27 protein-coding genes are annotated in these 25595 nt (G+C 70.9%); 11 read left to right on the plus strand and 16 right to left on the minus strand.

Annotated features, from left to right (window positions below; all coding sequences use genetic code 11):
- Positions 1–68 precede the first annotated feature (68 nt).
- The gene (gene glpX, locus ACIPW5_RS14525) at positions 69–1100 is read right to left on the minus strand and encodes a class II fructose-bisphosphatase (RefSeq protein WP_401244562.1); all 1032 of its coding nucleotides are present in this window, start codon (positions 1098–1100) and stop codon (positions 69–71) included.
- 226 nt (positions 1101–1326) lie between these two features.
- Between glpX and ACIPW5_RS14530 the strand changes: the two genes are divergently transcribed.
- Positions 1327–1854 (plus strand): DUF4245 domain-containing protein, encoded by a 528-nt coding sequence (locus tag ACIPW5_RS14530; RefSeq protein ID WP_401244862.1) that lies wholly within the window; start codon positions 1327–1329, stop codon positions 1852–1854.
- A 141-nt stretch (positions 1855–1995) separates the two neighbouring features.
- On the opposite strand, the gene ACIPW5_RS14535 is transcribed toward ACIPW5_RS14530, so the two are convergent.
- From ACIPW5_RS14535 to ACIPW5_RS14550, 4 genes are all read right to left on the minus strand, one after another.
- The gene (locus ACIPW5_RS14535; RefSeq protein ID WP_401244564.1) at positions 1996–2586 is read right to left on the minus strand and encodes a malonic semialdehyde reductase; all 591 of its coding nucleotides are present in this window, start codon (positions 2584–2586) and stop codon (positions 1996–1998) included.
- A 95-nt stretch (positions 2587–2681) separates the two neighbouring features.
- On the minus strand, positions 2682–2921 hold the full coding sequence (locus ACIPW5_RS14540) for an exodeoxyribonuclease VII small subunit (protein ID WP_401244565.1): 240 nt from the start codon (positions 2919–2921) through the stop codon (positions 2682–2684).
- Between the two features lie 51 nt (positions 2922–2972).
- The gene (gene xseA, locus ACIPW5_RS14545) at positions 2973–4271 is read right to left on the minus strand and encodes an exodeoxyribonuclease VII large subunit (RefSeq protein ID WP_401244567.1); all 1299 of its coding nucleotides are present in this window, start codon (positions 4269–4271) and stop codon (positions 2973–2975) included.
- A gap of 33 nt (positions 4272–4304) precedes the next feature.
- Positions 4305–5690, minus strand: coding sequence for an APC family permease (locus ACIPW5_RS14550; protein ID WP_401244569.1), 1386 nt, complete (start codon positions 5688–5690; stop codon positions 4305–4307).
- Positions 5691–5777: 87 nt separating this feature from the next.
- On the opposite strand from ACIPW5_RS14550, the gene ACIPW5_RS14555 reads away from it, so the two are divergent.
- Together ACIPW5_RS14555 and ppgK are read left to right on the plus strand one after the other, a co-directional pair.
- Entirely contained in the window at positions 5778–6782 is a 1005-nt protein-coding gene (locus ACIPW5_RS14555) for a 4-hydroxy-3-methylbut-2-enyl diphosphate reductase (RefSeq protein ID WP_401244571.1), read from the plus strand.
- Between the two features lie 21 nt (positions 6783–6803).
- Positions 6804–7553 carry a polyphosphate--glucose phosphotransferase gene (ppgK, locus tag ACIPW5_RS14560; RefSeq protein WP_401244572.1) on the plus strand — a complete coding sequence of 250 codons (750 nt, stop codon included), beginning with the start codon at positions 6804–6806 and terminating at the stop codon, positions 7551–7553.
- A gap of 1 nt (position 7554) precedes the next feature.
- Here ppgK and ACIPW5_RS14565 read toward each other — a convergent pair whose 3' ends face one another.
- Positions 7555–8031, minus strand: coding sequence for a DUF6542 domain-containing protein (locus ACIPW5_RS14565; RefSeq protein WP_401244574.1), 477 nt, complete (start codon positions 8029–8031; stop codon positions 7555–7557).
- 150 nt (positions 8032–8181) lie between these two features.
- Between ACIPW5_RS14565 and ychF the strand changes: the two genes are divergently transcribed.
- Complete coding sequence (gene ychF, locus ACIPW5_RS14570; protein ID WP_401244576.1) at positions 8182–9270, plus strand: redox-regulated ATPase YchF; 1089 nt, start codon at positions 8182–8184, stop codon at positions 9268–9270.
- A 108-nt stretch (positions 9271–9378) separates the two neighbouring features.
- On the opposite strand, the gene ACIPW5_RS14575 is transcribed toward ychF, so the two are convergent.
- Positions 9379–10011, minus strand: coding sequence for a site-specific integrase (locus ACIPW5_RS14575; protein ID WP_401244578.1), 633 nt, complete (start codon positions 10009–10011; stop codon positions 9379–9381).
- A 150-nt stretch (positions 10012–10161) separates the two neighbouring features.
- On the minus strand, positions 10162–10734 hold the full coding sequence (locus ACIPW5_RS14580; RefSeq protein ID WP_401244579.1) for a hypothetical protein: 573 nt from the start codon (positions 10732–10734) through the stop codon (positions 10162–10164).
- Between the two features lie 819 nt (positions 10735–11553).
- On the opposite strand from ACIPW5_RS14580, the gene ACIPW5_RS14585 reads away from it, so the two are divergent.
- Entirely contained in the window at positions 11554–12516 is a 963-nt protein-coding gene (locus ACIPW5_RS14585; protein WP_401244580.1) for a hypothetical protein, read from the plus strand.
- 67 nt (positions 12517–12583) lie between these two features.
- Here the strand turns inward: ACIPW5_RS14585 and ACIPW5_RS14590 are convergent, their stop codons facing one another.
- The 7 genes from ACIPW5_RS14590 to ACIPW5_RS14620 all read right to left on the minus strand — a co-directional run bounded on the left by ACIPW5_RS14590 (position 12584) and on the right by ACIPW5_RS14620 (position 17238).
- On the minus strand, positions 12584–13216 hold the full coding sequence (locus tag ACIPW5_RS14590) for a DUF6000 family protein (protein ID WP_401244582.1): 633 nt from the start codon (positions 13214–13216) through the stop codon (positions 12584–12586).
- Positions 13217–13220: 4 nt separating this feature from the next.
- On the minus strand, positions 13221–13952 hold the full coding sequence (locus tag ACIPW5_RS14595; RefSeq protein ID WP_401244583.1) for a HEAT repeat domain-containing protein: 732 nt from the start codon (positions 13950–13952) through the stop codon (positions 13221–13223).
- Complete coding sequence (locus ACIPW5_RS14600) at positions 13949–14335, minus strand: CPCC family cysteine-rich protein (RefSeq protein ID WP_401244585.1); 387 nt, start codon at positions 14333–14335, stop codon at positions 13949–13951. The genes ACIPW5_RS14595 and ACIPW5_RS14600 overlap by 4 nt, the downstream gene beginning before the upstream one ends.
- Positions 14336–14670: 335 nt before the next feature.
- Entirely contained in the window at positions 14671–15063 is a 393-nt protein-coding gene (locus tag ACIPW5_RS14605) for a DNA-binding protein (protein WP_401244587.1), read from the minus strand.
- Entirely contained in the window at positions 15063–15314 is a 252-nt protein-coding gene (locus ACIPW5_RS14610) for a hypothetical protein (protein ID WP_018845686.1), read from the minus strand. Before ACIPW5_RS14610 ends, ACIPW5_RS14605 begins: the two co-directional genes overlap by 1 nt.
- Before the next feature lie 193 nt (positions 15315–15507).
- Positions 15508–15729, minus strand: coding sequence for a type II toxin-antitoxin system prevent-host-death family antitoxin (locus tag ACIPW5_RS14615; protein ID WP_401244864.1), 222 nt, complete (start codon positions 15727–15729; stop codon positions 15508–15510).
- 126 nt (positions 15730–15855) lie between these two features.
- Positions 15856–17238, minus strand: coding sequence for a hypothetical protein (locus ACIPW5_RS14620; RefSeq protein ID WP_401244590.1), 1383 nt, complete (start codon positions 17236–17238; stop codon positions 15856–15858).
- Positions 17239–17451: 213 nt separating this feature from the next.
- Between ACIPW5_RS14620 and ACIPW5_RS14625 the strand changes: the two genes are divergently transcribed.
- The 3 genes from ACIPW5_RS14625 to ACIPW5_RS14635 all read left to right on the plus strand — a co-directional run bounded on the left by ACIPW5_RS14625 (position 17452) and on the right by ACIPW5_RS14635 (position 19691).
- Positions 17452–18648 carry a hypothetical protein gene (locus ACIPW5_RS14625; RefSeq protein WP_401244592.1) on the plus strand — a complete coding sequence of 399 codons (1197 nt, stop codon included), beginning with the start codon at positions 17452–17454 and terminating at the stop codon, positions 18646–18648.
- Positions 18632–19495 carry a hypothetical protein gene (locus ACIPW5_RS14630; RefSeq protein ID WP_401244594.1) on the plus strand — a complete coding sequence of 288 codons (864 nt, stop codon included), beginning with the start codon at positions 18632–18634 and terminating at the stop codon, positions 19493–19495. Before ACIPW5_RS14625 ends, ACIPW5_RS14630 begins: the two co-directional genes overlap by 17 nt.
- 61 nt (positions 19496–19556) lie before the next feature.
- Positions 19557–19691, plus strand: coding sequence for a hypothetical protein (locus ACIPW5_RS14635; RefSeq protein WP_401244596.1), 135 nt, complete (start codon positions 19557–19559; stop codon positions 19689–19691).
- A 14-nt stretch (positions 19692–19705) separates the two neighbouring features.
- Here the strand turns inward: ACIPW5_RS14635 and ACIPW5_RS14640 are convergent, their stop codons facing one another.
- On the minus strand, positions 19706–20503 hold the full coding sequence (locus ACIPW5_RS14640; RefSeq protein WP_401244597.1) for a helix-turn-helix transcriptional regulator: 798 nt from the start codon (positions 20501–20503) through the stop codon (positions 19706–19708).
- Positions 20504–21124: 621 nt separating this feature from the next.
- Here ACIPW5_RS14640 and ACIPW5_RS14645 point away from each other — a divergent pair.
- Genes ACIPW5_RS14645 through ACIPW5_RS14655 form a run of 3 tightly spaced genes read left to right on the plus strand, consistent with a single transcriptional unit; the run spans position 21125 to position 25580 of the window.
- Complete coding sequence (locus ACIPW5_RS14645) at positions 21125–21862, plus strand: 2OG-Fe dioxygenase family protein (RefSeq protein ID WP_401244599.1); 738 nt, start codon at positions 21125–21127, stop codon at positions 21860–21862.
- A gap of 50 nt (positions 21863–21912) precedes the next feature.
- A complete protein-coding gene (locus ACIPW5_RS14650) occupies positions 21913–24834 on the plus strand; it encodes an FAD-binding and (Fe-S)-binding domain-containing protein (protein ID WP_401244601.1) in 2922 nt (973 codons plus the stop codon).
- Positions 24822–25580, plus strand: coding sequence for a fumarylacetoacetate hydrolase family protein (locus ACIPW5_RS14655; protein WP_401244602.1), 759 nt, complete (start codon positions 24822–24824; stop codon positions 25578–25580). Before ACIPW5_RS14650 ends, ACIPW5_RS14655 begins: the two co-directional genes overlap by 13 nt.
- Positions 25581–25595 lie beyond the last annotated feature (15 nt).

A 25595-nucleotide genomic window follows, 5' to 3' on the forward strand; every position in this document is an offset into this window, starting at 1 on the left:
CGTGCCGAAGGGGCGGCCCCCCGCACCGGGGCCGCCCCTTCGCCGTGCCGTCGCCGGCCGGACCGCGCCTACTTGGCGCGGTCGAAGTCGATGTCGCTGTAGGCGCGCAGCTTCGTCAGACGGTGGGTGGAGTCGATCTGCCGGATCGTGCCCGACTTCGAGCGCATGACCAGCGAGGACGTGGTCGCGGTCTCCGAGCGGTAGTGGACGCCGCGCAGCAGCTCGCCGTCCGTGATGCCGGTGGCGACGAAGAAGACGTTCTCGCCGGACACCAGGTCGTTCGTGGTCAGGACCCGGTCCAGGTCGTGGCCCGCGTCGATGGCCTTCTGGCGCTCGGCCTCGTCCTTGGGCCACAGCTTGCCCTGGATGACGCCGCCGAGGCACTTTATGGCGCACGCCGAGATGATGCCCTCGGGGGTGCCGCCGATGCCCATCAGCAGGTCGACGCCGGTGCCCTCGCGGACGGCCATGACCGAGCCGGCGACGTCGCCGTCGGAGATGAACTTGATCCGGGCGCCGGTCTCGCGGATCTCCTTGACGATGCCCTCGTGACGCGGGCGGTCCAGGATGACGACCGTGACGTCCTCGGGGGCGATGCTCTTGGCCTTGGCGACGCGGCGGATGTTCACCGAGACGGGGGCGTTGATGTCGACGAAGTCGGCGGCCTCGGGGCCGGTGACCAGCTTGTCCATGTAGAAGACCGCGGACGGGTCGAACATGGTGCCGCGGTCGGCGGCGGCCAGGACGGCGATGGCGTTGGGCATGCCCTTGGCGTTGAGCGTGGTGCCGTCGATCGGGTCCACCGCGATGTCGACCTCGGCGCCGGTGCCGTCGCCGACGCGCTCGCCGTTGAAGAGCATCGGGGCTTCGTCCTTCTCGCCCTCGCCGATGACGACGACGCCGTTCATCGAGACGGTGGAGATCAGGGTGCGCATCGCGTTGACCGCGGCGCCGTCGGCGCCGAGCTTGTCGCCACGGCCGACCCACCGGCCCGCGGCGAGGGCCGCGGCCTCGGTGACCCGTACGAGTTCGAGGGCGAGGTTGCGGTCGGGCGAGTCGGGGGCGACTTCGAGCTGGGGCGGCAGGTTGTGCTCGGTCATCGGAGCGCACCTTTCTGTACGACGACGGCCGGGATGTGAGGGTGCTGGAACTCTATCGGTTCATCGACATATTGAGCAGACCGGGTCACGTATGAGCGGTATATCGGTCATGCCGCACGGCTGAGCGGACACCGTGTGCTCCCGGCGGTGCGCCCGCCGGGAGCGCCACGCCCACCCCCCGCGCCGATCGGCGCGGGCGATGCGGGACGATGGTGCGGTGGCAGGTATGAAAGGCAAGCAGACAGTCTGGGACATGGTCCGGTCGCTGGCGGTGATCGGCGTCGTCGTGGCGGGCATCTACATCTTCATCCCCCATGACGATGATGCCGACCCGACGCGCACGGTGGACTACCGGGTGGAGACCATCACGGCCCGGCGCGCGGCGCCGTACCCGGTGGCGGCCCCGGTGGGCCTTCCGGAGCAGTGGCGGGCGACCTCGGTGACCTTCGAGCGCAAGAACGCGAACGCCTGGCACCTGGGCTTCCAGGATCCGGACCGGCAGTACGTCGCGGTGGAGCAGTCCACCGACGCGTCCGCCAAGAACGTGGCGAAGCTCACCCAGCAGGCGAAGGCCACCGGGCAGACCCAGCAGGTCGGCGACCGGGCGTGGGAGCGCTGGGACGGCGAGAAGTACGACGCGCTCGTCCGCCAGGAGCAGGGCTACGTGACCGTGGTGACGGGCACGGCCGACTTCGAGAAGCTCGGCGTGATGGCGGCGGCGCTGGAGTTCAAGCAGGGGCAGCAGACCCCGTAGCGGGCGCAGGCCCCGCAACGGCCGCAGGCCCCGCAACGGCCGCAGGCATGACGAAAAGGCCGCCCGCCCCGGGAACCCGGGGCGGGCGGCCTTTTGCGTCGTACGAGATGTCCGTGCCGGTGCTCAGGCGGCGCGGGCGGCTCAGACGGTGGTGATGACCTGGTCGAACTCCAGGCGCGGGGAGCGCGGGAACCAGGCGTTCTCGCCCGGCTTGCCGATGTTGACGACCATCAGCGGGGTGTGGTCGGCGTCGAGGAACTCCTTCTGGACGCCCTCGAAGTCCAGGCCGGTCATCGGGCCGGCGGCCAGACCGGCGGCGCGGATGCCGATGATGAAGTACGCGGCCTGGAGGGCGCCGTTCACCAGGGCGGCCTGCTCGCGGACCGGGCGCTCGGAGAAGAAGGCGTCCTTGGCCTGCGGGAAGTGCGGCAGCAGGAAGGGGAGCTCCTCGTGGAACTCGTTGTCCGTGGAGAGGATCGCGACCAGCGGGGCGGAAGCGGTCTTGGCCTGGTTGCCCTCGGCCATGTGCTTGACGAGGCGCTCGCGGGCCTCGGGGGAGCGGACGAGGGTGACGCGCAGCGGGCTCTGGTTGAAGGCGGTGGGGCCGAACTTCACGAGGTCGTAGATGGCCTGGACCTGCTCCTCGGTCACCGGCTCGTCGGAGAACGAGTTGGCGGTGCGGGCCTCGCGGAACAGCAGGTCCTGGGCAGCGGCGTCGAGCACGAGAGACATCGGTAAGCCTTCTTCTATGCGGAGGTGAAGCGGTGCTCCGACTCTACGGCCAAAGTAGATGAAATTTCAACTACTAGCTGAGGGGGTGGTGCGGGTCACTCCTCGCGGCCGTCCCCGTCGCCCCCGGCCGCCGCTTCGCGGGCGGCCAGCGCCGAGTCCAGCCGGGCGCGGGCTCCTTCGAGCCAGTGCCGGCAGACCTTCGCCAGCTCCTCGCCGCGCTCCCAGAGCGCCAGGGACTCCTCCAGGGAGGTGCCGCCGGCCTCCAGCTTGCGGACGACCTCCACGAGCTCGTCCCGTGCCTGTTCGTACCCCAGCGCCGTATCGGTGTCGGTCATTCCTTGGGTCCCATCGTAGGTAGGTGATGCGTCTGATTAGCGTGGAATGTGTCAGTTTTCGAGGGGGTCTGGACCGGTGGTCGAGTCCGCCTCCACCACCGCCTCCGCGACCTGCGGGGATCCCGGGCCGGCCGCCGCGACCGCTTCCGCGACCGCCACCGTGAACTCGCCCTCCGCCACCCGCGCCCGCAGCACCTCGCCCTCCGCGACCTCCCCAGGCGCCCGCACCACGTGCCCGTCGGCCCGCTGGAGCACCGCGTACCCGCGCTCCAGGGTCGCCTTCGGGGACAGCGCCACCACCCGCGCCAGGGTGTGCTCCAGCTCCGAGTCCGCCCGGTCCAGCAGGTGCCCCAGGGTGCGCCGGCTGCGGGCCAGCAGCGCCTCCAGCTCGGCCTCCCGCGTCTCCACCATCCGCTGCGGGTGCACGAACACCGGACGCGCGAGGGCGTGCGCCAGCCCCCGCTCCTCCCGGTCCAGCAGCCCGCGCAGCGCCCGCAGAGACCGGCCCTGGAGCTGGCGCACCCGCTCCAGCTCCTCGCCGACGTCCGGGACCACCTTCTTGGCCGCGTCCGTGGGCGTGGACGCCCGCAGGTCCGCGACCAGGTCCAGCAGCGGGGAGTCCGGCTCGTGCCCGATCGCCGAGACCACCGGGGTGCGGGCGGCCGCGACCGTCCGCACGACCTCCTCGTCGGAGAACGGCAGCAGGTCCTCCACGCTGCCGCCGCCCCGCGCCACGATGATCACGTCCACGCCCGGGTGCGCGTCCAGCTCCTTGACCGCCTGCACCACCTGCGGCACCGCGTGCACCCCCTGCACCGCCACGTTGCGCACTTCGAAGCGGACCGCCGGCCAGCGCCGCCGGGCGTTCTCCAGCACGTCCCGCTCGGCCGCCGAGGCCCGCCCCACCACCAGGCCGATCAGCTGCGGCAGGAACGGCAGCGGCTTCTTGCGGTCCAGCGCGAAGAGGCCCTCGGCCGCCAGCGACCGCTTCAGCCGCTCCAGGCGGGCCAGCAGCTCCCCGATGCCGACCGGGCGGATCTCCGTCACCCGCAGGGACAGCTGCCCGCGCGGGGCGTACCACTCCGGCTTGGCCAGGACGACGACCCGCGCGCCCTCGGACACCACGTCCGCGACCTCGTCCCACACCTGGCGGAAGCAGGTCACGCTGACGGAGATGTCGTGCGAGGGGTCGCGCAGCGTCAGGAACACCACCCCGGCCCCCGGCCGCCGGGACAGCTGCGTGATCTGCCCCTCCACCCACACCTGGCCCAGGCGGTCGATCCAGCCCCCGATGAGCCGGGACACCTGGCCGACCGGCAGCGGCGCATCAGCCGACGTATTCAGACCCATGCACGCAGGCTAACCGGCGCCGCCGACAGCGCCTCAGGGCCCGGTCGGGGTGTCGGCGCCCGCCCGCCCGCGCCCCTGCCCGCGCTGTACGAGCAGCAGCACGAGCCCCGCCAGCAGCCACACGGCCCCCACCAGCTGCGCGGCCCGGGAGGCCTCCACGATCACGGCCACCGTCACCGCCGCCCCCAGCACCGGCACCACCAGGTGCTTCCACCACACCGGGGGCCCCTCGCGCCGCTGCACCACGAACCACCCCACCACCGAGGCGTGCAGCAGGGTGAACGCCACCAGCGCCCCCACGTCCACCACGGAGACCAGGTGGTCGAGGCCGTCGTCGCGGCGCGCCGCCCACACCGCCGCCACCAGCGTCACCGCGGCCGCCACCAGCAGCGCCGCCCTCGGGGTGCCGCCCGAGGTGCGCGCCAGCGCACGCGGCAGCCGCCGCTCCCGGGCCATCGCGAACAGCAGCCGCCCGGCCGCGGCCTGCCCGGCCAGCGCCGCGAAGGCGGCCCCGACGGCCTTGCTCGCCGCCACCACGTCATGCAGCCAGGACCCGACCGAGGCCTCCACCGCGTCGTAGAAGGCCGGCCCCTGCAGCCCCGGGTCGGCCGCCAGCTCCGCCGAGGACACCGGGGCCAGCAGCGCCGCCAGATAGGTCTGGGCGACGAACAGCACCCCGGTCAGCGCCAGGCAGAACAGCACCGCCCGGGCCACCCGGGCGCTGCCCCCGGTGACCTCCTCGGCGAAGGAGGCGATGGCGTCGAAGCCCAGGTACGACAGGACGGCCACGGACACCGCGCCCAGCACGGCCGCCGCCGAGAAGGCCGTCGAGCCGTCCCCGGTCAGCGGCGAGAGCCAGCCCCGCCGGGGCCCGTCCTGCACCAGCACCGCCACCGCGGCCACCAGGAACACCAGCAGCACCACGATCTCCATCGCCAGCACCGCGAAGCCCACCCGCGCGGCCGCCCGTACGCCCCACAGGTTCAGCCCGGTGGTCACCACCACCGCCAGCGCCGTCCACACCCACCGGGACACCTCCGGCACCAGTGCGTGCATCGCGATCCCGGAGAACAGGTACGCCACCGCCGGGATCAGCAGGTAGTCGAGCATCGCCATCCAGCCCGCGATCAGCCCCGCCCCCTCGCCGAGCCCCTTGCGGGCGTACGTGAAGACCGAGCCGGCCTGCGGGGCCACCCGCACCATCTGCGCGTACGAGAAGGCCGTGAAGGCCATCGCCACGGTCGCGACGACGTACACGAGGGCGACCGCGCCGTGCGACTTCGCGTCGAGGGTGCCGAAGACCCCCACCGGGGCCATGGGGGCGATGAAGAGCAGCCCGTAGACCACCAGGTCCCGGAAGCCCAGACTCCGGCGCAGCGCCGAGGGGGCCGCCGTGCTGGTGTCCGCAGCGGATGCCATCGGTCCTCCGGGGGGACGGTCGGTACGTACGTCCGACCAAGTCTGTGCCGAACGGGCGACGTACGGCCTGCTGGAGACCCCCGTACGATGGAGCACATGACTGCTGCCGCCCCTGCTCCCGCCGCCCGCCGCGTCCTGCTCGCCGCCCCCCGCGGTTACTGCGCGGGTGTGGACCGTGCCGTGATCGCCGTCGAGAAGGCCCTGGAACAGTACGGCGCTCCGGTCTACGTCCGCCACGAGATCGTGCACAACAAGTACGTCGTCCAGACGCTGCAGAAGAAGGGCGCCATCTTCGTCGAGAAGACGGAGGAGGTCCCCCCGGGCAACATCGTGATGTTCTCCGCGCACGGCGTGGCGCCGGTGGTGCACGAGGAGGCGGCGCGCGGGAAGCTCGCGACCATCGACGCGACATGCCCGCTGGTCACCAAGGTCCACAAGGAAGCCATCCGCTACGCGAACGAGGACTTCGACATCCTCCTCATCGGCCACGAGGGCCACGAGGAGGTCATCGGCACCTCCGGCGAGGCCCCGGACCACATCACCATCGTCGACGGCCCCGACGACGTGGCGAACGTCGAGGTCCGCGACGAGTCCAAGGTCGTCTGGCTCTCCCAGACCACCCTTTCGGTGGACGAGACCATGGAGACCGTCGACGCGCTGAAGACGAAGTTCCCGCTGCTCGTCTCCCCGCCCAGCGACGACATCTGCTACGCCACCTCGAACCGGCAGGCGGCCGTCAAGGTGATGGGCGCCGACTCCGACCTGGTCATCGTCGTCGGCTCCAAGAACTCCTCCAACTCCATCCGCCTCGTCGAGGTCGCCCTCGACGCCGGCGCGAAGGCCGCCCACCTCGTCGACTTCGCGAGCGAGATCGACGAGGCCTGGCTGGACGGCGTCACCACCGTCGGCCTGACCTCGGGCGCCTCCGTCCCGGAGGTGCTGGTCGAAGAGGTCCTGGAGTGGCTCTCCCAGCGCGGCTACGCGGACGTGGAGATCGTCAAGACGGCGGAGGAGCACATCACCTTCTCCCTGCCCAAGGAGCTCCGCCGCGACCTGCGGACCGAGGCCGCGGAACTGGTCGCCGAGAAGTAAGACCTTTCGTACGGTATGTCCATGCAGATCTTCGGTGTGGACATCGGCGGTTCAGGCATCAAGGGCGCTCCCGTGGACCTGGAGCGCGGCGAGCTGGCGCAGGAGCGCCACAAGGTACTCACCCCGCACCCGGCCACCCCCGAGGGGGTGGCCGGGTGCGTCGCGGAGGTGGTCGGCGCCTTCTCCTGGGACGGCCCGGTCGGGGTGACCTTCCCGGGCGTGGTCACGGGAGGCGTCACCCGCACGGCGGCCAACATGGACAAGGGCTGGATCGGCACCGACGCGGCCTCCCTGCTCTCGGCCGGGCTGGGGGGCAGGCCGGTCACCGTCCTCAACGACGCCGACGCGGCGGGCATCGCCGAGATGGCGTACGGGGCGGGGCGCGGGGTCGGGGGCACGGTGCTGCTGCTCACCCTGGGCACGGGCATCGGCAGCGCGCTCTTCCAGGACGGCCGGCTCGTGCCGAACACGGAGCTGGGCCACCTGGAGCTGAAGGGCCACGACGCGGAGACGCGGGCCTCGGTGAAGGCCAAGGAGGACGGGGACCTCACCTGGGAGCGCTGGGCGCACCGGCTGCAGAAGTACCTGGCCCACGTGGAGATGCTCTTCTCCCCGGACCTGTTCATCCTGGGCGGCGGCGTCAGCCGCAAGCCGGAGAAGTTCCTGCCGCTGATCAAGGGGATCCGGGCGGAGATCGTCCCCGCGAAGCTCCAGAACAACGCGGGGATCGTCGGCGCGGCCATGGCCGCGCGCGACGCCTCCGGCCGGTAGGTCAGGCGGTCCGGGCGCGCTGCTGCCGGGCGGCGCGCTTGCGCCCGCTCAGCGCGGCCCGGCGCACCAGCGCGATCAGCCCGGCGGCCAGCGTGCCCGCGTACAGCCACCCGGCGTGCAGCGACAGCGCGGACACCACCCCCATGAGCTGCCCGCCCAGGCCGCCGGAGCCGCCCGAGACGGGCCACACCCCGGCGGCGAAGGCGATGGGGGCCGAGATCGGCGCGGTGACCAGGTCCGCCGGCCGCACCCACACGCCGATCGCGGCGGCGACGGGCAGGAACAGCAGCCCGTAGGCGAAGAGCGAGGAGCCGAAGAGCAGCCGGCACACCCCCGCCACCAGCAGCATCGCCAGACAGGCGAACAGCCCGGCGCCGAACCCGGTCAGCATGGGCCGCGGCAGCCGGCGGGGCGCGGCGGGGCGCCGCGACTGGGCGGGCACCCGGCCGGGCACCTGCGGGTGACGCACCGAACGCATCCTGTATTGCTCCACCCCACCAAACTAGGCGGGAAGGGCCCCGAACCGGGGCCCGGACACGCGTACAACGAGTGCCGCTCATCGGAAAGTAAACTGTCCGGTGGCCCACCTCCGGGCCGCCGCCCCCTCCAGCTACGGGAAGTCGCCAACGTGTCGCTCACGATCGGAATCGTCGGCCTGCCGAATGTCGGCAAGTCGACCCTGTTCAACGCCCTGACCAAGAACGACGTGCTGGCGGCCAACTACCCGTTCGCCACCATCGAGCCGAACATCGGCGTCGTCGGCGTCCCGGACCCCCGCCTGGGCAAGCTGGCCGAGATCTTCGGCTCCCAGAAGGTCCTCCCCGCCACGGTCGACTTCGTCGACATCGCGGGCATCGTGCGCGGCGCCTCGGAGGGCGAGGGCCTGGGCAACAAGTTCCTGGCGAACATCCGCGAGTCGGACGCGATCTGCCAGGTCATCCGCGCCTTCAAGGACGAGAACGTCGTCCACGTCGACGGCAAGGTCTCGCCCAAGGACGACATCGAGACGATCAACACCGAGCTGATCCTCGCCGACCTCCAGTCCATCGAGAAGGCCGAGCCGCGCCTGACGAAGGAGTCCCGTCTCCAGAAGGAGAAGGTCGCGGTCCTGGCCGCGGTCGTCGAGGCGAAGAAGATCCTCGAAGCCGGCGACACGCTCTTCTCGAAGGGCATCACCAAGGGCACGGAGAAGGGCGACCTCCTCCACGAGCTGCACCTCCTCACCACCAAGCCCTTCCTCTACGTCTTCAACGTGGACGAGGACGAGCTGACGGACGACGCCTTCAAGGCGGAGCAGGCAGCCCTGGTCGCCCCGGCCGAGGCGATCTTCCTGAACGCCAAGCTGGAGGCGGACCTCGCGGAGCTGGACGACGAGGAGGCCCTGGAGCTCCTCCAGTCGGTCGGCCAGGACGAGCCCGGCCTCGCCACCCTCGGCCGCGTCGGCTTCGCCACCCTGGGCCTCCAGACCTACCTGACGGCCGGCCCGAAGGAAACCCGCGCCTGGACCATCAAGCAGGGCGCCACCGCCCCCGAGGCGGCCGGCGTGATCCACACCGACTTCCAGCGCGGCTTCATCAAGGCCGAGGTCATCTCCTTCGCCGACCTCGTCGAGTGCGGCTCGGTCACCGAGGCCCGCGCCAAGGGCAAGGCCCGCATGGAGGGCAAGGACTACGTCATGCAGGACGGCGACGTGGTGGAGTTCCGCTTCAACGTCTAATACGTTCGGCGAAAGGCCGTCTGACCTGCGACGGAGCGGGTTGGGCGGCCTTTGCGGTCCACACAAAGTCCGCAGCGTGCTGGCTTCGGCCAGCGCGCGGGGCAGCGGCTACGCCGCTTCGTCGACCTGTTGCCTGGCATTGGCGGACTGGTCCGCGTACGCCTTGTCGACGGCGGCCCGGGTCCGCTCTTCGGAGTCGGGCCACAGGTGGGTGTAGATGTTCAGCGTCATGGCCGCGTTGGTGTGGCCGAGGCGTTCGGAGACCGTCTTCACGGACTCGCCGTGCTTGATCAGCAGGCTGGCGTAGTGGTGCCGCAGCGCATGAGGCCCAGTGCCCTTCGCTATGTCGGCCTTCGCGCAGGCGGGCTGCCAGGACCCGTCCATGAAGTGCGTGTAGACGACGGGTCTGCCTTGCGGCGCCGTGAAGAGCCAGCCCTCGGGCCCATCGGCGGGGAAGGCCCGGAGATGGGCCTTCATCGCATCCACCGCCATGCGGGGGAGCGGGACCGTGCGGTGCGAGCGAGCGGTCTTGGGCGGGCAGACATACACGCCGTGCTTGGCGGTCTGCTGGACCTGCTGCTCGACCGAGACGGTCGCGTGCAGCAGGTCCACGTGCCGGAGCTGGAGGCCGAACAGCTCGCCGGGGCGGAGCCCGGTGGTAGCGCCGAGCAGCACGAGGCCCTTGTAGCGGGCGGGTATCTCCTCAGGCAGCGTCCGCACCTGCTCGACGGCCAGCGACACGATCTTCTTCCGGGGGTACCGAGGGCTGGACGGTTGATCGATGCCAACCACGGCTATCCCGTTCAGAAACTGAGCTGCGCCCAAGTACAGGCCAGGGACTACATCGCACCCTGATGCCCTCGCTGCCTGTGGCAGCGAGGGCATCAGTTGTCACGCGACCCGGGCTCTGGGCAGCTGCGAGACCCACGTTATGACCTCGGTCAGGTGCTCGGGCTGCAGTCCGAGGTGCGGTTCGGGCTGAACGAGGAGAGTCGGCGTGCCTTTGGCGGTCCGCTCCGCCGCCCAGGCGTGGTCGAGGTTGGTGAAGTCGTCGTCGACCCAGGCGACTGCCGACCCGCCGAGCCACGGTTCGACGTGGTCGCGCTTCCAGAGGTAGCCGTTGGGGTGGCTGGTAGTGATCTCGGGACGGGGGAGATCGAGGTACGGGAACTCCGGCAGCCCGAGGAGCGGCCCGACGATGGTGGTGGCGTCATTGCGCCAGCTCGTGCACCACGCGGGGGCGACGAGGCCGCCGGTCAGGAAGCCGGCGAGCAACGGGCCGTGGGCGGGGGCAGCGTGAACCTCGGGCCGTTCTCGTCGAGCAGGGTGAAGACCAGGGCTCGGGGCGGATACACCCCGATTATGGGCAGGACCATCCGTTGGCGAAGTCGCAGTGGAGGTCAGTCCAGCGGCGCCGCTCTTTGGGTGTGTAGGTGGGGTGGTCGCGGGGCTGGGCCAGGGCATTGATCCACTGGCCCCAGAGGCTGTCGGGCCAGCAGCGCGTTCGAGGTGTGCCGTCTTCGCTGCGTAGCGGCTGGGCACCCCGGGGCCCATGCTGGGTGCCTGATGGCCGTCTTGGAATGGGGCATCAAGTCGGTAGCTCGGGGTCATATCTGCTCAGCCAGTCATCGAGGAACGTTGTGCTGACCTAACGAGTGCCTCCGGATTGGGCGCTGTGTAGTTGAGCGCGTCTCACTGTGTCGATGCTCAGGCGGGCCGGCGCTCTACGACGTCGGGTGCCCTCAGCAACAGGCTTACGGACAGATCGAGTTATCCCCGGCAGTCGCCTTGATGCTGGATAGGATCGAGCTGGAGTACCTGTCGCTGAAGGAGGAAGTATGAGCACGGAATTGGCCAATCTGGCTGCTTCTGCTGCCAATACGGTCGTAGCGTTGATGCTCACTGACACTTGGAACCGCGCTCGTTCGGGCGTGATCTCCCTATGGCAGCGGTCTCGACCAGAGCAGGGAGACGACGTAGCCCGAGACTTGGATGACTCGCGATCGGAGCTAGAGCGCGCCCGTGAGGTTGGGGACTCGGACACGGAGGGAGAGCTGCAGGCCCAATGGGCGGGCAGGTTTCGGCGATTCCTGAGAGACCATCCTGCCGCTGCAGAGGATCTGCGAGCGCTCTTGAATGAGACTCGGAGGCCCGAGGATGTGACAGCGGACGTGAGCATCAGACAGACAGCCAGCGCTAGCGGGAGGAACGCACGGGTCTACCAGGCCGGCGGGGACCAAATCAATCACTGACTGGTACGGCGCGGTGGTGGAGGCGAGATCGGTGAGTCTGGAGCCTGGTCGGAAAGACCCTTCGTTGCATGCCGGCAAGCTGTACCAGGACGGCTGGGCCAGCCAAGGTGGTGAGGTCAACCAACTGGGGCAAGGAACCCAGATCAACGGTCTCTCGGGGAAGGCTGCCATTGGGATCGTTGCTGCGGCCATGTCGATTGCGCTCGCGGCGGTCCTGGTTTTCACCACACTGAATAGCCCGGATCAGCCTCGGGCAGACTCACCACGGTCCCCCGGTGACGGCCAGGTCGCTGGCACAGCGGATGGTGTCAAGGCGGTCCTGAGTTTACCTCGGGAGGGAGGGCTCGACGCCTCGAAGTATCTCCCTACCGACGGTGAGGAGCGAGACTACTTCAGCAAGATCGGGGAGGGTGCCGAGAAGGCTGGGTACGCCTCCTTCGTAGAGAGGCAGCACCTCGTCCACGTTGGCGGCGACTCGTACAAGCTGTCGGTCGTAAACACCGGGAAGGCGCCTATCCGGGTTGTCGAAATCAAGCCAGTCTCCCTTCATCGCGAGGAGCCGATCAGCGAGGTCCTGTACTACCCCGTGGGGGGTGCGGGCGGCGAGGAAGGCGTGATTGCCGACTTGGACCTCGATGATCCGCGGCCTTATCTGGCGCTCGGCAGGGCCGAGTACTTCGCCGGACACTCCGTTCCGATCCAGCCAGCAGATGCCTTCGACATCTTCATCCGGGTCAGAACGCTGAAGTGTTACTGCACCTACTCACTTGAGGTGCAGTACATCGATAGCGGGGGATCCCTGAAGAGCCTGCTGGTTCAGCACCCGAACCGGCGCACTGGTCGCCTTGGTAGTTTCGAAGTGACGGCGGCCCTTGCAGGCACCTCCAAGTACCAGAGGGCCTACAAGCCCAAGCTTGACGACCCACGCGCAAGCATGCGCGAGGCGAGCTACGTGCGGGTCAACCCACCTTCAGGTCTCGAGCCACCGCCGTAGTCTGTGCCTGAGCAGAGCTGCAAGGCTCCGGCTGCGTTACCTATGCGCTATCCGCACGCGGGAGCGGCTACGTGCGGGACCAGCCGTCTGCGAAGTCGCAGTGGAGGTCCGTCCAGCGGCGCTGCTCCGCGGGGGTGTAATCGGGGTGGTCGCGGAGGTGGACCAGGGCATTGACCCACTGGTCCCAGAGGCCGTCGGGCTGGGTGAAGCGGTCGGCGTGGTGGGTGCCGAGGTGGGCGTCGAGGCGGAGGAGGGCGCCGAGAGCTTCTGGCTGGTCGTAGCGGAGGTCGGTGCGGGGCAGGTAGCGGTCGAGGTAGGCGGTGAGGATCTCGGCGTCCGCGTGCGTGCCGAGACGGGCCAGGGCGAAGCAGTAGCCGCCGCCGGAGTAGCAGACCTCGCTGGCCAGAAGCAGGTCGCCAATGCGCTTGCGGAACGAGGTGCGCTGGCCTACGCCGATCAGCCAGGCGGCGGTGAGGCGCGAACGCCATTCGTAGGCGAGGAGAGCTTCCAGCTCGGCGTCGGTGATCGCGGCCGCGTCGTCGATCAGGTGGCGGGCGAAGCTTTCGGCGTACGGCCACCCTGGCCGCAGGACACGACGGCTGTTCAATTCGAGGTAGCGCGGGTGGTCCGAGTCCTTCCTCGTTACGTAGCGCTTGATCACGTGGCCGTAGCCGGTCTCCTCGGGGCGCTGGAACGGCATGGGGTTACCTCTCTGGGTGCAGGTCGGTGCGGTCGATCCAGGTGGGGGCGACGAAGATGTCCTCGCCGACCGGCGCTTCGGTAGCTTCCAGGAGGGACCAGGCGCGGGCCTCTTCGACCAGGTGCTCCCAAGGCGCACTCCAGTCGAGCTGCCAGTCGAGGCCGGTGCCGGAGACGGAGTACGTGCGGCCGGCGTCCACCCGCCAGAACTGGGAGTAGAGGATCAGCTGGGCGTGGTCGGCCAGGTCGTTGATGATCGCCGTGAAGTGGGCAGAGGGCCAGCCGGGGCTGTCCGCTGGGGTATCGGTGCGCAGACGGGCGGTCAGGGAGGGGACGACGGCGCTGCGGGCGCCGAGTTCCGTCATCGCCCAGCGGATGCCGTCGGGCTCGGTCCAGTCCGGCGGGGTGGCACGTTCCAGGCAGGCGCGGTAGGCGCGGCGCAGGGGCTCGATGGCGCCGTCGATCTCCAGGCTCGCCAGGGCCACAGCTGCCCATTCGCGGACGGTCGGGTTGTCGCTGTCCAGCAGTCCGATGAGGGCGGTGCCACAGCGTGGGTCGCCCACCTCCTGGAAGACCTCGATGGCGGTCAGCTGCCCGAAGCCACCGAGGGAAGGCAGGCCGTCGATGATGGCGGGGATGGCGGCGGAGCCGAGCCAGATCAGTTCCGCGCGGGCATCGTAGGACGCCCCGGCATCGCCGTCGAGCTGCTGGATGAGTCTCTCGATGGGGGAGGTCATGACGCCGGGTGGTTGTGGCGCCAGAAGGTGGGGAGCCACCAGCAGAGCACCGAGCGGTCGTCGGGCCACGGGGCGCGTTCGGTCGCGTCCCAGTCCTCGAAGGAGTCGCGCGTCGAGTCGATGGGGCGCCAGGCGGGGTCGAGCGGCTCGTCCTCGGCCGGAGGGCGGACGTACTGCCGGCCGTGCTGGTCGCAGGCGCCGAAGTCCTGGTAGTTGCGCTGGGCCTCGATCAGGGAGACCTTGTTCGCTCCGACGTCCGTGGTCGGCCAGCGGAACTGGACCCCGTCGTCCTCCCAGAAGCAGACGGGGCAGATCTCGTAGGAGCCGGGCATGGCGTCGAGTACGCGGTGCCCGCAGCAGGGACAGGGGTAGCGGTCGCTCACCTGCGCAGTCTCGTTGGAGGTCCGGCCGGTGCGTCATGGATTTCTCTGCCTCGGCACCCCCGGCCAGTCCGCAGCCAGTCCGCAGGACACTCGTAAACAGTCATCGGGAGCCAACGCATGCCAACGGAGAAATGGCTGGTCAGGGCGCTTTACGGGGCTCCGCCGCAGGTCAGGATCGGGCCGCAGACATTCCGCTTCAACGTGTGACGCAATGTCAACAGCTGTGTCCGACCCGCCTGTTGGCGGGTCGGACGCAGCTGTCTGCTCGCAGTGAGTCCTCGGATCCCGCGATGCGCTGACAGCGTTCGGCCGAGCAGCGTGACGGCGACGCGGGCTCAGACCTTGACGACCTCCACGGAAGGGCCGCACAGGAGCGTCAAGTCCTCTGGGTCGGAGGTGAGGACGGTGACCGGCTGGGGTGCGCTGCGGGCGATGACGGCGAAGGCGGCATCGATGGCGTACTTGTGGCCGTGGAGGTGGTGGGTGCGGAGGAGGGCCGCGGCCTGGTCGGTGGTCTCCTTGGTGACGTCGTGAACGTCGACGCGGGAGAGGACCCACTTGATGCGGGCCGGGTGAATGCGCTCGTAGTCGGCCTCAAGCGTGGTCATGGCGCTGGTGGCCACTCGGACGCCCTCCTCTGACGCCGCCTGGACCAGGGTCACGACGGTGCGGTCCTTGCGGTAGAGCTTCGAGAGTCCTTCGCTGCCGAGCAGGAGGGTGCCGGGCATCAGGCGGCGGCCCCGCCGGCCTGCCGGTGGTCGTGGCGCAGCAGCGCCCGGGCGGCCTCGACCTCCTCGCGGGTGAGGGCTTCGTTGTCGGTCTCGAAGTCGGCGACGATCTCCCGCAGCTTGTCCATGGCGACCCGCTGTTCGAGAGCCTCGGCGACGTAGGCGGAGAAACCGCCGGGCCCGACATGGGCGCGTACGGCCTCGGCGAGATCCTCGGGCAGGCTGATCGAATACTTCCTACTACCGCTCATGGTGTTGATCCTACCGACGGTCGTAAGTCTGCGGGTGGGAGCGTGGGGCGTGGCGAGCGGGACACTGTCGCGAGGGGAGCGCGACTCTATGAGGCGGCGCAGGCAGTGGTCGGTGACCACGGAAGGGCAGTGGAGGCGGTAAGGGCGGCACCGGAGCTCGGTCTGCGCCTCGGGTCGGAAGACGGTTCGGTACTCACTCACCGAGTGCCGGCGTCTCCCTCATGACGTGCTCGATCGGGATGCCGGGTGCGGGGTTGGCCATGCGCTCGTCGATGATCCGGTTGATCTCGCGCTCTTCCCACTCCTGGTACTTGCGCAGCACCTCGATGGAGACGGCGGCGGCGACTTCCTTGCCCCGGCGTGTGATCACCGCGGGTACGTCGTCGCGGTCCGCGCGCTCCACCACTTCCGCCAGGTGGGCTCTACGGGCAGTGGCTGCGTCATGCGCTCAAGGGTGCCGAGTGTCCCATGTGTACACAATGCCGAGCGGCTCGGCGGCCTGCCCTCGTGGCGGCCCGGGGCTGGTCCTCGGATTCGGGCTTCAAGAGCAGTTCCACTCTTCGGCGGGCAGGGCGTGCCACAGGTCGAGCCAGTCGTGGAGCAGGAAGAGGGGGCGGGTCAGGGCCAGGTTCCCGGCCCGCTGGGAGCGGATCGCCAGGCCGAGATCGGCGGAGACCGGATCGCCGGCGACGCTGAACGCCAGGCTGCCGGGCCGTGTCGTGCGGTGGACGAGCCACTCCTCCACGTCGGACGGTGCGCAGCCGGTCAGCGGGGCTCCGTCCAGCCGCACCTGGGGGCCGGTGAGGGCGTCCGCGGCGACGCACCCCAGGCGGCCGTCGTGGAAGAGGGCCCTGATCCCGTTCGCGGCGAAGTCGGCGTGGCCGAGCTGCCGGTCTCCGTGGCGGCGGGAGCCGGACGAGGTGGCCGGGGCTTCGCCGAGGGCGCGGGAGACCTCCTCCAAGGTCATCCCGAAGTGCAGGGGGCCGACGCCCACGTACGGCGTGAACGCCCACTCGGCGCGCTCCTCCTCCCGGGCGACCAGCCGCGGAACGGCCACGGGTGGCTCGGTCGGCAGGGGTGCGGTCCGGGCCGCAGGCCGGGGGCCGAGGGGTTCCGGAGCCGCGGTGTCCTCGGGCTGTTCCTCCAGCCAGCGGATCGCCTGCGCCTGAGCCTGCTCCGGGGCGAACGGGTCCTCCGCCAACGCGCCTGCCCGGTTCAGGGCCGCGCGGCGCTCCTCCTCCGCGGTGACGAGGCCGGTGACGTCCTCACCCCAGGCGGCCAGCCGGTCCCGGGCGATCCACCGGTAGTGGGAGTCCGCGCTCACGGCGAGGACCTCGCGGACGGCGGGCGCGTACCGGGGTGTGAGCGGGACGAGGGCGGGGTCGGCCAGGAGCAGGGCGGTGGCCGCGAGCGCGGCCTCCCTCACCCGAGGGTCGCCGTCGTCGCAGAAGTCCGCGATGAGGCCGTGGAGGGCCGGCCGTGCCGCGCGGGCGGCGGCCGGATCCTGCGCCGTGCCGACGCCGTCCTCGAGGTCCAGCCGGGCGATGTCGGCGAACGAAGCCAGCCAGTTGAGGAGTTCGGCGCGAAGGGGCCGCCGGCCGGCCCTGCGCCCCCAGCGGTCTTCGGCGAGGGTGCGCGGGTCGTCGAGGAGGCGGGCGAGGACCAGGGCCGCCGGAGCGGTCGCCGGGAACAGCTGCGCCTGATGGAGGAGCAGACGGTACAGATCGCCCACCGCCCGTACCCGGCGGGCCGGGTCGGGGGCGAGCACGGCACCGAGGACGTCCGGTGTGTCGGGCACGCCGTGCAGGCCGGTACAGACGTGCGGCAGCCCTTCCCAGGCGGTGCCGGCGAGCTCCGCCTGCGCTCCGGGCGGCAGGGAGGTGGCGGGAGCGTCGGGGAGGACCGGGCTCGTCTCGTCGATCATGGCCGAAGTGTTCCAGCCGACTGCGACACCGAACGCCGGCGTGTCCGAGCGCGAGCTGATCGATCCCGACGCGTCGACGATGAACACCGCCTCGTGTACCCGGTGACCGGAACGGAGATCGCCGTCCTCGCGGCCCGGTACCGCTACTGACGCTCCTGCGGGGCGCCGGAGCGGCTAGGTTCGGGGGACGGATCCGGACGGGGGGAGTGGTCGATGTACGCGGGGGAGGCCCGGATCGACGGGGCGGGCCAGGTGATGGTCGCGCCCGCGGGGCGGCACGGTGACGGCGTGGTCAGGGACTTCTTCGGGGTCGTGGTCACGCCGGAGGAGTTCGGTTCCGGGGTGGTCCGGCCGGAGGGGCGGAGCGTCTACCTCTACGGGGAGCCGGCCGGGGTCGATGCCGGGCGGCTGCGGGCGGCGGAGCGGGTGTTCGTCGTGGGGGAGCCGGAGTGCCGGGACGGCCGGGCGGCCGTCGGGCCCGGGCGGGTGCCGCTGCGGGTGCACGGGGTCGGGGTGCACTACCGGCGGTTCTTCGATCCCGGTGCGGGGTACTTCGGGCGGATCCGGGCCGAGCACGAGTTCCAGTCCCTGACGGAGTCCACCAAGCCCGGCACGGCACACCGCAGCGGGATCTACCTGACCCCCGTCACGCGGGACGGCGACGAGCTGCACTTCCGGCTGCTGCGGTGCTCCACGAACCTCTCGGGGCCGACCGAGGGCTTCGGCGCGACCGACACGGAGATCGTCGAGGCTCTGAACCGCGAGGCCGCTGCCGTCTTCCGCGGCCATGCGCCGCTCAACCACGTGCTGGCCCAGATCTACCACAACACCCCCGCCGCGGAAGGCCGCAAGCAGGCGAAGGCGAAGATCTCGGCGCACGCGGACAAGACGAAGGACATGCCCGTCGACGGGGTCATGGCCTTCTGCACGTTCTACGACCGGCTCGACGGGCTCCAGCCCCTGGACGAGGACCCCTTCGACTACGGGGTGAAGGGGGTCAGCGGGCTGACCAGGCTGCGGTTCCGGCTGAAGGAGCAGGGAGGTGGGGCGGCGGGGTTGCCGGAGCAGTTCGGGGTGACGCTCCATCCCGGGTCCGTGTTCTTCATGCCGCTGTCCACCAACCGGCTGTACACGCACGAGATCCGGCCCTCGGCGCTGGACGCCGGGCTGCTCCCGACCCGCCTCGGGTACGTGGTGCGCTGCTCGAACGCCGAGGCCGTGCACAAGGACGGCGGTACGTTCCTCAAGGCGGACGGCGGTCCGGTGAGGCTGGGACCGGCCACGGAGGCGGGCATGGCCGAGCTGCGCAGGCTGTACGCCGAGGAGAACCGGAGCACGTCCTTCGTCGACTACGGTCCGGAGCTGCCGTTCAGCATGAACGAGGGGGACTACCTTGCGCCCCGGGCCTAGGGTCCCGGACGGGATCGTCACGTGTGGTCTGCCGGCCGGGGAGGATCCGGAGGACCTGTACGGGGAGCTCTGCGCGTCGGTCCGCTGGGAGGACGTGGGGAAGGGGCGGCGGGGCGCCGTGCTCACCAGGATGGATGCGGCGGGCGGTGTGCCGCTGGTGCGCACCACCACCCGGTACGGCAGCCCGGCGCAGCGGTTCGGGGCGGTGCACGAACGGCTGGCGCGGCGGGTGCAGGAGGCCGCCGGGGTGCCGGTCGGCTTCAACAACGCGCTCGTGGAGCGGTATGCGGATGCCTACCGGCGCATGGGGGCCCATTGCGACCAGGCGCTCGATCTGGAGGAAGGTCCGGGTTCGTTCATCGCGCTCTTCTCCTGCTATCGGAGTGCCGGGGCCGGGCCGCTTCGGAAGCTGGTGTTCGAGGAGAAGGGGGAGAGGGGGGAGAAGGGGGAGAAGGGCGAGGGGGGCGGGGGGTTCGAGGTGGAGCTCCGGCACAACGGCGTCGTGGCGTTCTCCGTCGAGGCGAACCGGCGGTTCAGGCACCGGATCCTGCTGGACGCGTCCTCCCCGGCCGGGGAGGACGAGTGGCTGGGGGTGACCTTCCGGACCTCCAGGACCCTCGTCCGGTTCCGCGACGGGCACGCGTACCTGCCGGACGGCGAGCGCCTGGCGGTCGCCGGGGAGGAGCAGGCGCGGGAGTTCTACGGGCTGCGGCGGCGGGAGAACCAGGAGACGGACTTCCGTTACCCGCCGCTGGCGTACACCGTCAGCGAGAGCGATCTCGTGCCGCCCGTCCGATGGGTCTGCGGGTTCCCGCAGTGCGGGTTCACCACCCCCTGCGGGCATTGAAGGTGCGGCCGGTGCTGCGTGAGCATGGCGGTACCAGCCCGGTACCCATGAGAGAGGCACCATGTACCGCTTCGCCGCCGCCCCCCTTCCCGCCCCCTTCCCGGCCGCCCCGCCCCTCGGGCCGGTGCCCGGGGACGTGGTGGCCGGTGACATCGGCTGGGACGTGACCAAGCGGTCGGGGCGCCGGAGCGCCTGAGGGGCGGTTCCGGGTCAGCAGGCGCGCGCCGCCGGGGCCGCTTCCCCGGGGGCGCCGTCGAGCAGTCCCGACTTGGCGATCAGGTAGCCCAGTTGGGCCCGGCTGCGGCTGCCCAGCTTCGCGGACATCCGCGCCACGTACTCCTGGCAGCGGCGCACGCTGATGCCGAGCCGCGAGGCCGTCACGGAGTCGGTGTCGCCGGCGACGATGTGCCGCATGATCGCCAGCTCCAGGTCGTCGGTGATGCGGGTCGTGGCCCGGTCCCGGCCGGGCGGGGTGAAGGGGACGGCCCTGATCCACGAGCGTTCGAAGAGGGCCACGAGGAACGAGACCACGGCCGGGGCGCGGATCTCCGCGGCGACCCGGCGGTCGCCGTCCTCGGGGATGAACGCCACCGTCCGGTCGAAGACGATCAGCCGGTCGAAGTTCTCGTCCAGGGTCGCCACCCGGGCGCCGCGCTGCTGGACCGTGCGGACGAAGGTGCGCGTCGCCGCACTGGACCGTGCGTTGTGCTGGTAGATCGTCTTCATCCGCACCCCGCGGTCCAGCATCTCCAGCGTGGCCGGCAGGGACTCGCTCAGAACGGCCTCGGACCTGCCTCCGCCGGGCTGCGAGGTCAGCACCTCGAAACGGCATTCCCGCGCGGCCAGCCGGATGGCGGCGTTGATGTTCGGGTGGTCGGTGTGCGTCACGTACCCGTAGGCGTTCCGAAGCTGGTTGTTCCGGTATTCGGCGACCACCGGGCCCAATTCGTCCCGGACCCGCAGCAGATTGATCGCCGACCGGGCGGAATTCTCCAGGATCTCGGCCACGACGTAACTGCCGATCGTCTCCGGATTAACCGGAGTGAAGCCTGTGCTGCTGCGCTCGTCCGGTACGGCCAGGCCGGAGGAGAGGAGCCTCTCCAGTGAATCCTCCCGGGATTCGGGGGAACGGTCGCCGGCGGATTGGTTCGGGATCGGCGACGGATGGGACGCCGCGTCCTGTGCGAGCAGCTCTCGGTAGAGCTGAATGTCCTGGGATCGGAGTGATTCGAGAGGTGTACCGAACGTAGGCGTCATCGGGCGTTCCCCCATGCTGGCAACTGGCGCTCCCCACCAGGCTAGTTGACGCAAACTCGACCAGCAGCCGCGCCGGCTGGAGATTTAGGTCACGCCCCTGGTGGAGTGGTGGAGGGGTGGATTCGGCCATTGAGTCGGCTGTTTTCAGACTCTTTTGTCGAGGTCTGCGGGCTCGGGGAATATTTGGAAAGGCGGCGGTCGGCCGGTGGGTGAATTCGGTCGGAGGGTGTGATTCCATTTGCTCCGCGTGTTCCTGCGGCGCGGGTTCCCGAACCGGTTTCCCTCCTTGTCCGGGTGGTTGCTTCCGGCCAGGATCGGTGAGGCAGCATTCGCTGTGGCAATGTAGAAGAATCCGAACAGAGGGAGTTCGTGGTGACGACCGAGGCCATACGTTCACAGAGCCCGGCCGGTGATATCAACCCCCCGTACCGGTATTTCTCGGACGAGGATCTCAAGCAGGCCCTGGACCTCCACACGGCGAGCGAGATCAAGCTGTTCCTGGAATCCTGGGAGGACATGCCCGTCGACGCGTACATGAAGGACGGCGCGGACTACCGCCGCCGCCGTCACGGCTGCTTCCACTTCTCCGGCGGGGAACTCGTACAGGACCCGCCGCGCGCCTTCCACCAGTCCGCCGAGGTGAATTCCCTCCACGGCGGGGTCGACCGGCACTTCCCGCCGCTGGCCGGGGAGGTGGCCGCCGGCGGCGTGCTCCACACCCTCGTCCGCTTCTTCGCCGAGCGGGTGCCCGGCGACCTGGACCCGGCCACCACCGGTGTCGGCGTCCACCAGATCCGCATCACCGCCACCCGCGACGCCCAGGGCCTCCCGGCCCCCGAGGGCGTGCACGAGGACGGCCACCACTACGTGGCGCAGGTCCTGATGCGCCGCACCGACGTCGAGGGGGGCGAGTCCCAGCTGTACGACCGGGACCGCAGGCCCCTCCACAGCACCACGCTGCTGCGGCGGTTCGAGTCGATCGTGATCGACGACCGCCGGGTCTTCCACGGCGTGTCAGCGATCGAGCCGGCCGCCGGAGTTCGGCAGGGCGTGCGCGACATGCTGCTGATCGACTACTTCCCGCTCCCGGCCGACGGCACGGCCGGCTGACCCGCCGCACCACCCGACCGCCGCCGCCCCGCCCCTCAGGGAAGGACGCCATGAAGGACGCCATGAACGATGCCGTCAACGATGCCGTGAAGGACGCCGTGAACGACTTCACCGGGCACCTGCAGTCGCGGCTGCCCGCAGCCCGCACGGACCTGCGGACCCGGACCGCCTACACCTCCGACGCCTCGATCTACCGCGTCATGCCGACCGCGGTGCTGGAACCCCGGGACGCGGAGGAGGCGGCGGTCGCCGTGGGCATCGCCACCGAGCACGGCGTCGGCATCACCTGCCGGGGCGGCGGCACCTCCATCGCCGGCAACTCCATCGGCACCGGGCTGATCCTCGACTTCTCCCGGCACATGAACCGCATCGAGGAACTCGACCCGGAGGCCGGCACCGCCACCGTCCAGCCCGGCGTCGTCCTCGGCACCCTCCGGGACCGGGCCGCCGCCCACGGGCTCACCGTCGGACCCGACCCCTCCACGTACTCCCGCTGCACCATCGGCGGAATGATCGGCAACCACGCCTGCGGAGCCCACTCCGTGGCCTGGGGCACCACCGCCGACATCACCGAACAGGTCGACCTGCTCCTCGCCGACGGCCGCCGGATCCGCGCCGGCCGCGGCACCAGCGGGGACGCCGGGATCGACCGCAGGCTGAAGCAGCTGCGCGACCACCACCTCGCACCCCTGCGCACCGAACTCGGCCGGTTCGGCCGGCAGGTGTCCGGGTACGGGCTGGGCGCGCTGCTGCCCGAGAAGGGCTTCCACGTCGCCCGCTCGCTCGTCGGCACCGAGGGCACCTGCGGCGTCCTGCTCGGCGCGAAGATCAGGCTCACCCCGGTCCCGGCCGCCCGGGTGCTCCTCGTCCTCGGCTTCCCCGACGTCTACGCGGCCGCCGACCGCGGCGCCTCGCTGGCCAAGGCCGGCGCGCTCACCGTGGAGGGGCTGGACGCCCCGCTGGTCGAGGCGCTGCGCTCGCGCGGCGGCCGCGCCCCCGGCGTCGACCTGCTCCCGCGCGGCGAGGCCTGGCTCTACTGCGAGATCGAGGGCAGCAGCGAGGCCGATGCGCTGGCCAACGCCGGTCACCTGGCCCGGGAGACGGACGCCACCAGCTTCGTCACCGCCGACCCGGAGCAGACGGCCGCCCTCTGGTCCATCCGCCGCAACGGCGCGGGCATCGCCACCCGCATGGCCGACGGCCGGCAGGCCTGGCCCGGCTGGGAGGACTCCGCCGTCCCGCCGGAGCGGCTCTCCGGGTACCTGCGGGACCTGCACGCCCTGATGGCCGAACACCGGCGGACCGGAACCATCACGGGCCACTTCGGCGAGGGCTGCCTGCACGTCCGGGTCGACTGGGAACTCGGCACCGAGCAGGGCATCGCCGCCTACCGGGAGTTCATCACCGCCGCCGGCGACCTCGTCGTCGCCCACGGCGGCTGCGCCTCCGGGGAGCACGGCGACGGACGCGCCCGCTCCGAGCTGCTGGCCCGTACGTACTCGCCCGAACTCATGGGCGCCTTCGCCGCGTTCAAGGAGATCTGGGACCCCCGCAACCTGCTCAACCCCGGCATCATCGTCGACCCGGCACCCTTCGACGCCGACATCCGCCCCGGCCCCGGCCGCGACCGCAACGAGCTGCCGCTGATCCAGCGCTTCGGCGCCGACCACGGCTCGCTCACCAACGCCGTGCACCGCTGCACGGGCGTCGGCACCTGCCGCAACGACACCGGCCACATGTGCCCCTCGTACCAGGTCACCCGCGACGAGGTGCACTCCACCCGCGGCCGCGCCCGGGTGCTCAGCGAGATGCTGCGGGGGGAGACGATCACCGACGGCTACCGCTCCACCGAGGTCCGGGACGCGCTCGACCTGTGCTTCTCCTGCAAGGCCTGCAAGAGCGACTGCTCCGTCAACGTCGACATGGCCGCCTACAAGTCGGAGTTCCTGCACAAGCACTACGCGGGACGCCTCAGGCCCCGCGCCCACTACACCCTGGGCTGGCTGCCGCTGCTCGGCCGGCTGGCCTCGCTGGCCCCCCGCACGCTCAACCGGCTGACGCGGCGGGCACCGGTCGCGGCCCGGCTGAGCGCCCTGGCCGGGCTGGAGACGCGCAGGCCGCTCGTGGAACTGCCCCCGCAGACCTTCAGGCAGTGGTTCCGCTACCGCAAGCCGGCCCCCGCCGACCCCGCCGCCGAGCCGGGCCGCTCCGGGACCGTCGTCCTGTGGCCCGACACCTTCAGCAACCTCCTCGACCCCCGCGGCGCCCGCGCCGCCACCCGGGTCCTGGAAGCCCTCGGGTACCGGGTCGTCCTGCCCGACGGCCCGGTCTGCTGCGGCCTGACCTGGCACTCCACCGGCCAGCTCGGGACCGCCCGCGCCGTGCTCGGCCGCTCGGTGGCCGCCCTGCGCGAGCACCTGGAAGCCGGCCGGACCGTCATCGGCCTGGAACCCTCCTGCACCCAGACCCTGCGCGAGGAGGCCGCCGAACTGCTGCCGGACTCGCCCCTCGTGCGCAGGCTGTCCCGGCAGGTGCGCACCCTCGCCGAAGTGGTCGCGGAACACGAGGGCCCCTGGCCGTTCGGCACGCTCGACCAGGACGCCGTGATGCAGCCCCACTGCCACCAGGAGGCCGGCCACGGCCACGGCCCGGAGAGCGAGGTGCTGCGCCGGCTCGGCGTCACCACCGACGTCGTCTCCGCGGGCTGCTGCGGCATGGCCGGCAACTTCGGCTACGAACCGGGGCACTGGGACGTCTCCCAGGGCGCGGCCGAGCGGGAGCTCTACCCGAAGCTGCGGGCCGCCGGACCGGACACCGCCGTGGTGGCCGACGGGTTCTCCTGCCGGACCCAGATCTCCCAGGAGGGCTCGCGCCGCCCCGAACACCTGGCGGAGCTGCTGCTGCGCGCCCTGCCCGGACACACCCCCGCCCAGAGCAAGAACGAGAACGGAAGTGGCTCATGCGCATCGTGAGGTTCGAGAAGGCGGGCACCGTCCGCTACGGCCTCCTCGCCGACGGCGAGGTCGCCCCGCTGGTCAACGGACCCTTCGGGCCCCTGGACGTCCCCCCGGGAGCCCCCCGCTTCCCCCTCGGCGAGGTACGGCTGCTCGCCCCCGTCACCCCGGGGAAGGTCCTCGCCATCGGCCGGAACTACGCCGAGCACGCCGCGGAGCTCGGCAACGAGGTGCCCGAGGAGCCGCTCGTCTTCCTCATGCCGGGCAGCGCCGTCATCGGCCCCGGCGAGGCCATCGTCAAGCCGTCCTACACCGACGAGCTCCACCACGAGGCCGAGCTCGCCGCGGTGATCGGACGGACCTGCCGGGACCTGAAGCCCGAGCAGGTGGCCGACCACGTCCTCGGCTACACCTGCGCCAACGACGTCACCGCCCGCGACCTCCAGGGCCCGGACCGGCAGTGGTGGCGGGCCAAGGGATCGGACACCTTCTGCCCCCTCGGCCCCTGGGTGGAGACCGAACTCGACGTGAGCGCGCTCGCGGTCCGGGCCACGGTCAACGGAGAGATCCGCCAGGACGGGAACAGCTCCCGTATGGTGCACCCCGTCGAGCGCCTGATCAGCCACATCAGCTCGGCGATGACACTGCACCCCGGTGACGTGGTACTCACCGGCACCCCGGCGGGTGTCGGACCGCTGCGGCGCGGCGACCGGGTCACGGTCTCCGTCGAGGGGATCGGCGAGCTCACCAACCCCGTCGCCTGAACCGTGCCGCCCGAC

Origin of the sequence: Streptomyces sp. NPDC090077 (assembly GCF_044747545.1) — a bacterium.
GTDB lineage: Bacteria > Actinomycetota > Actinomycetes > Streptomycetales > Streptomycetaceae > Streptomyces.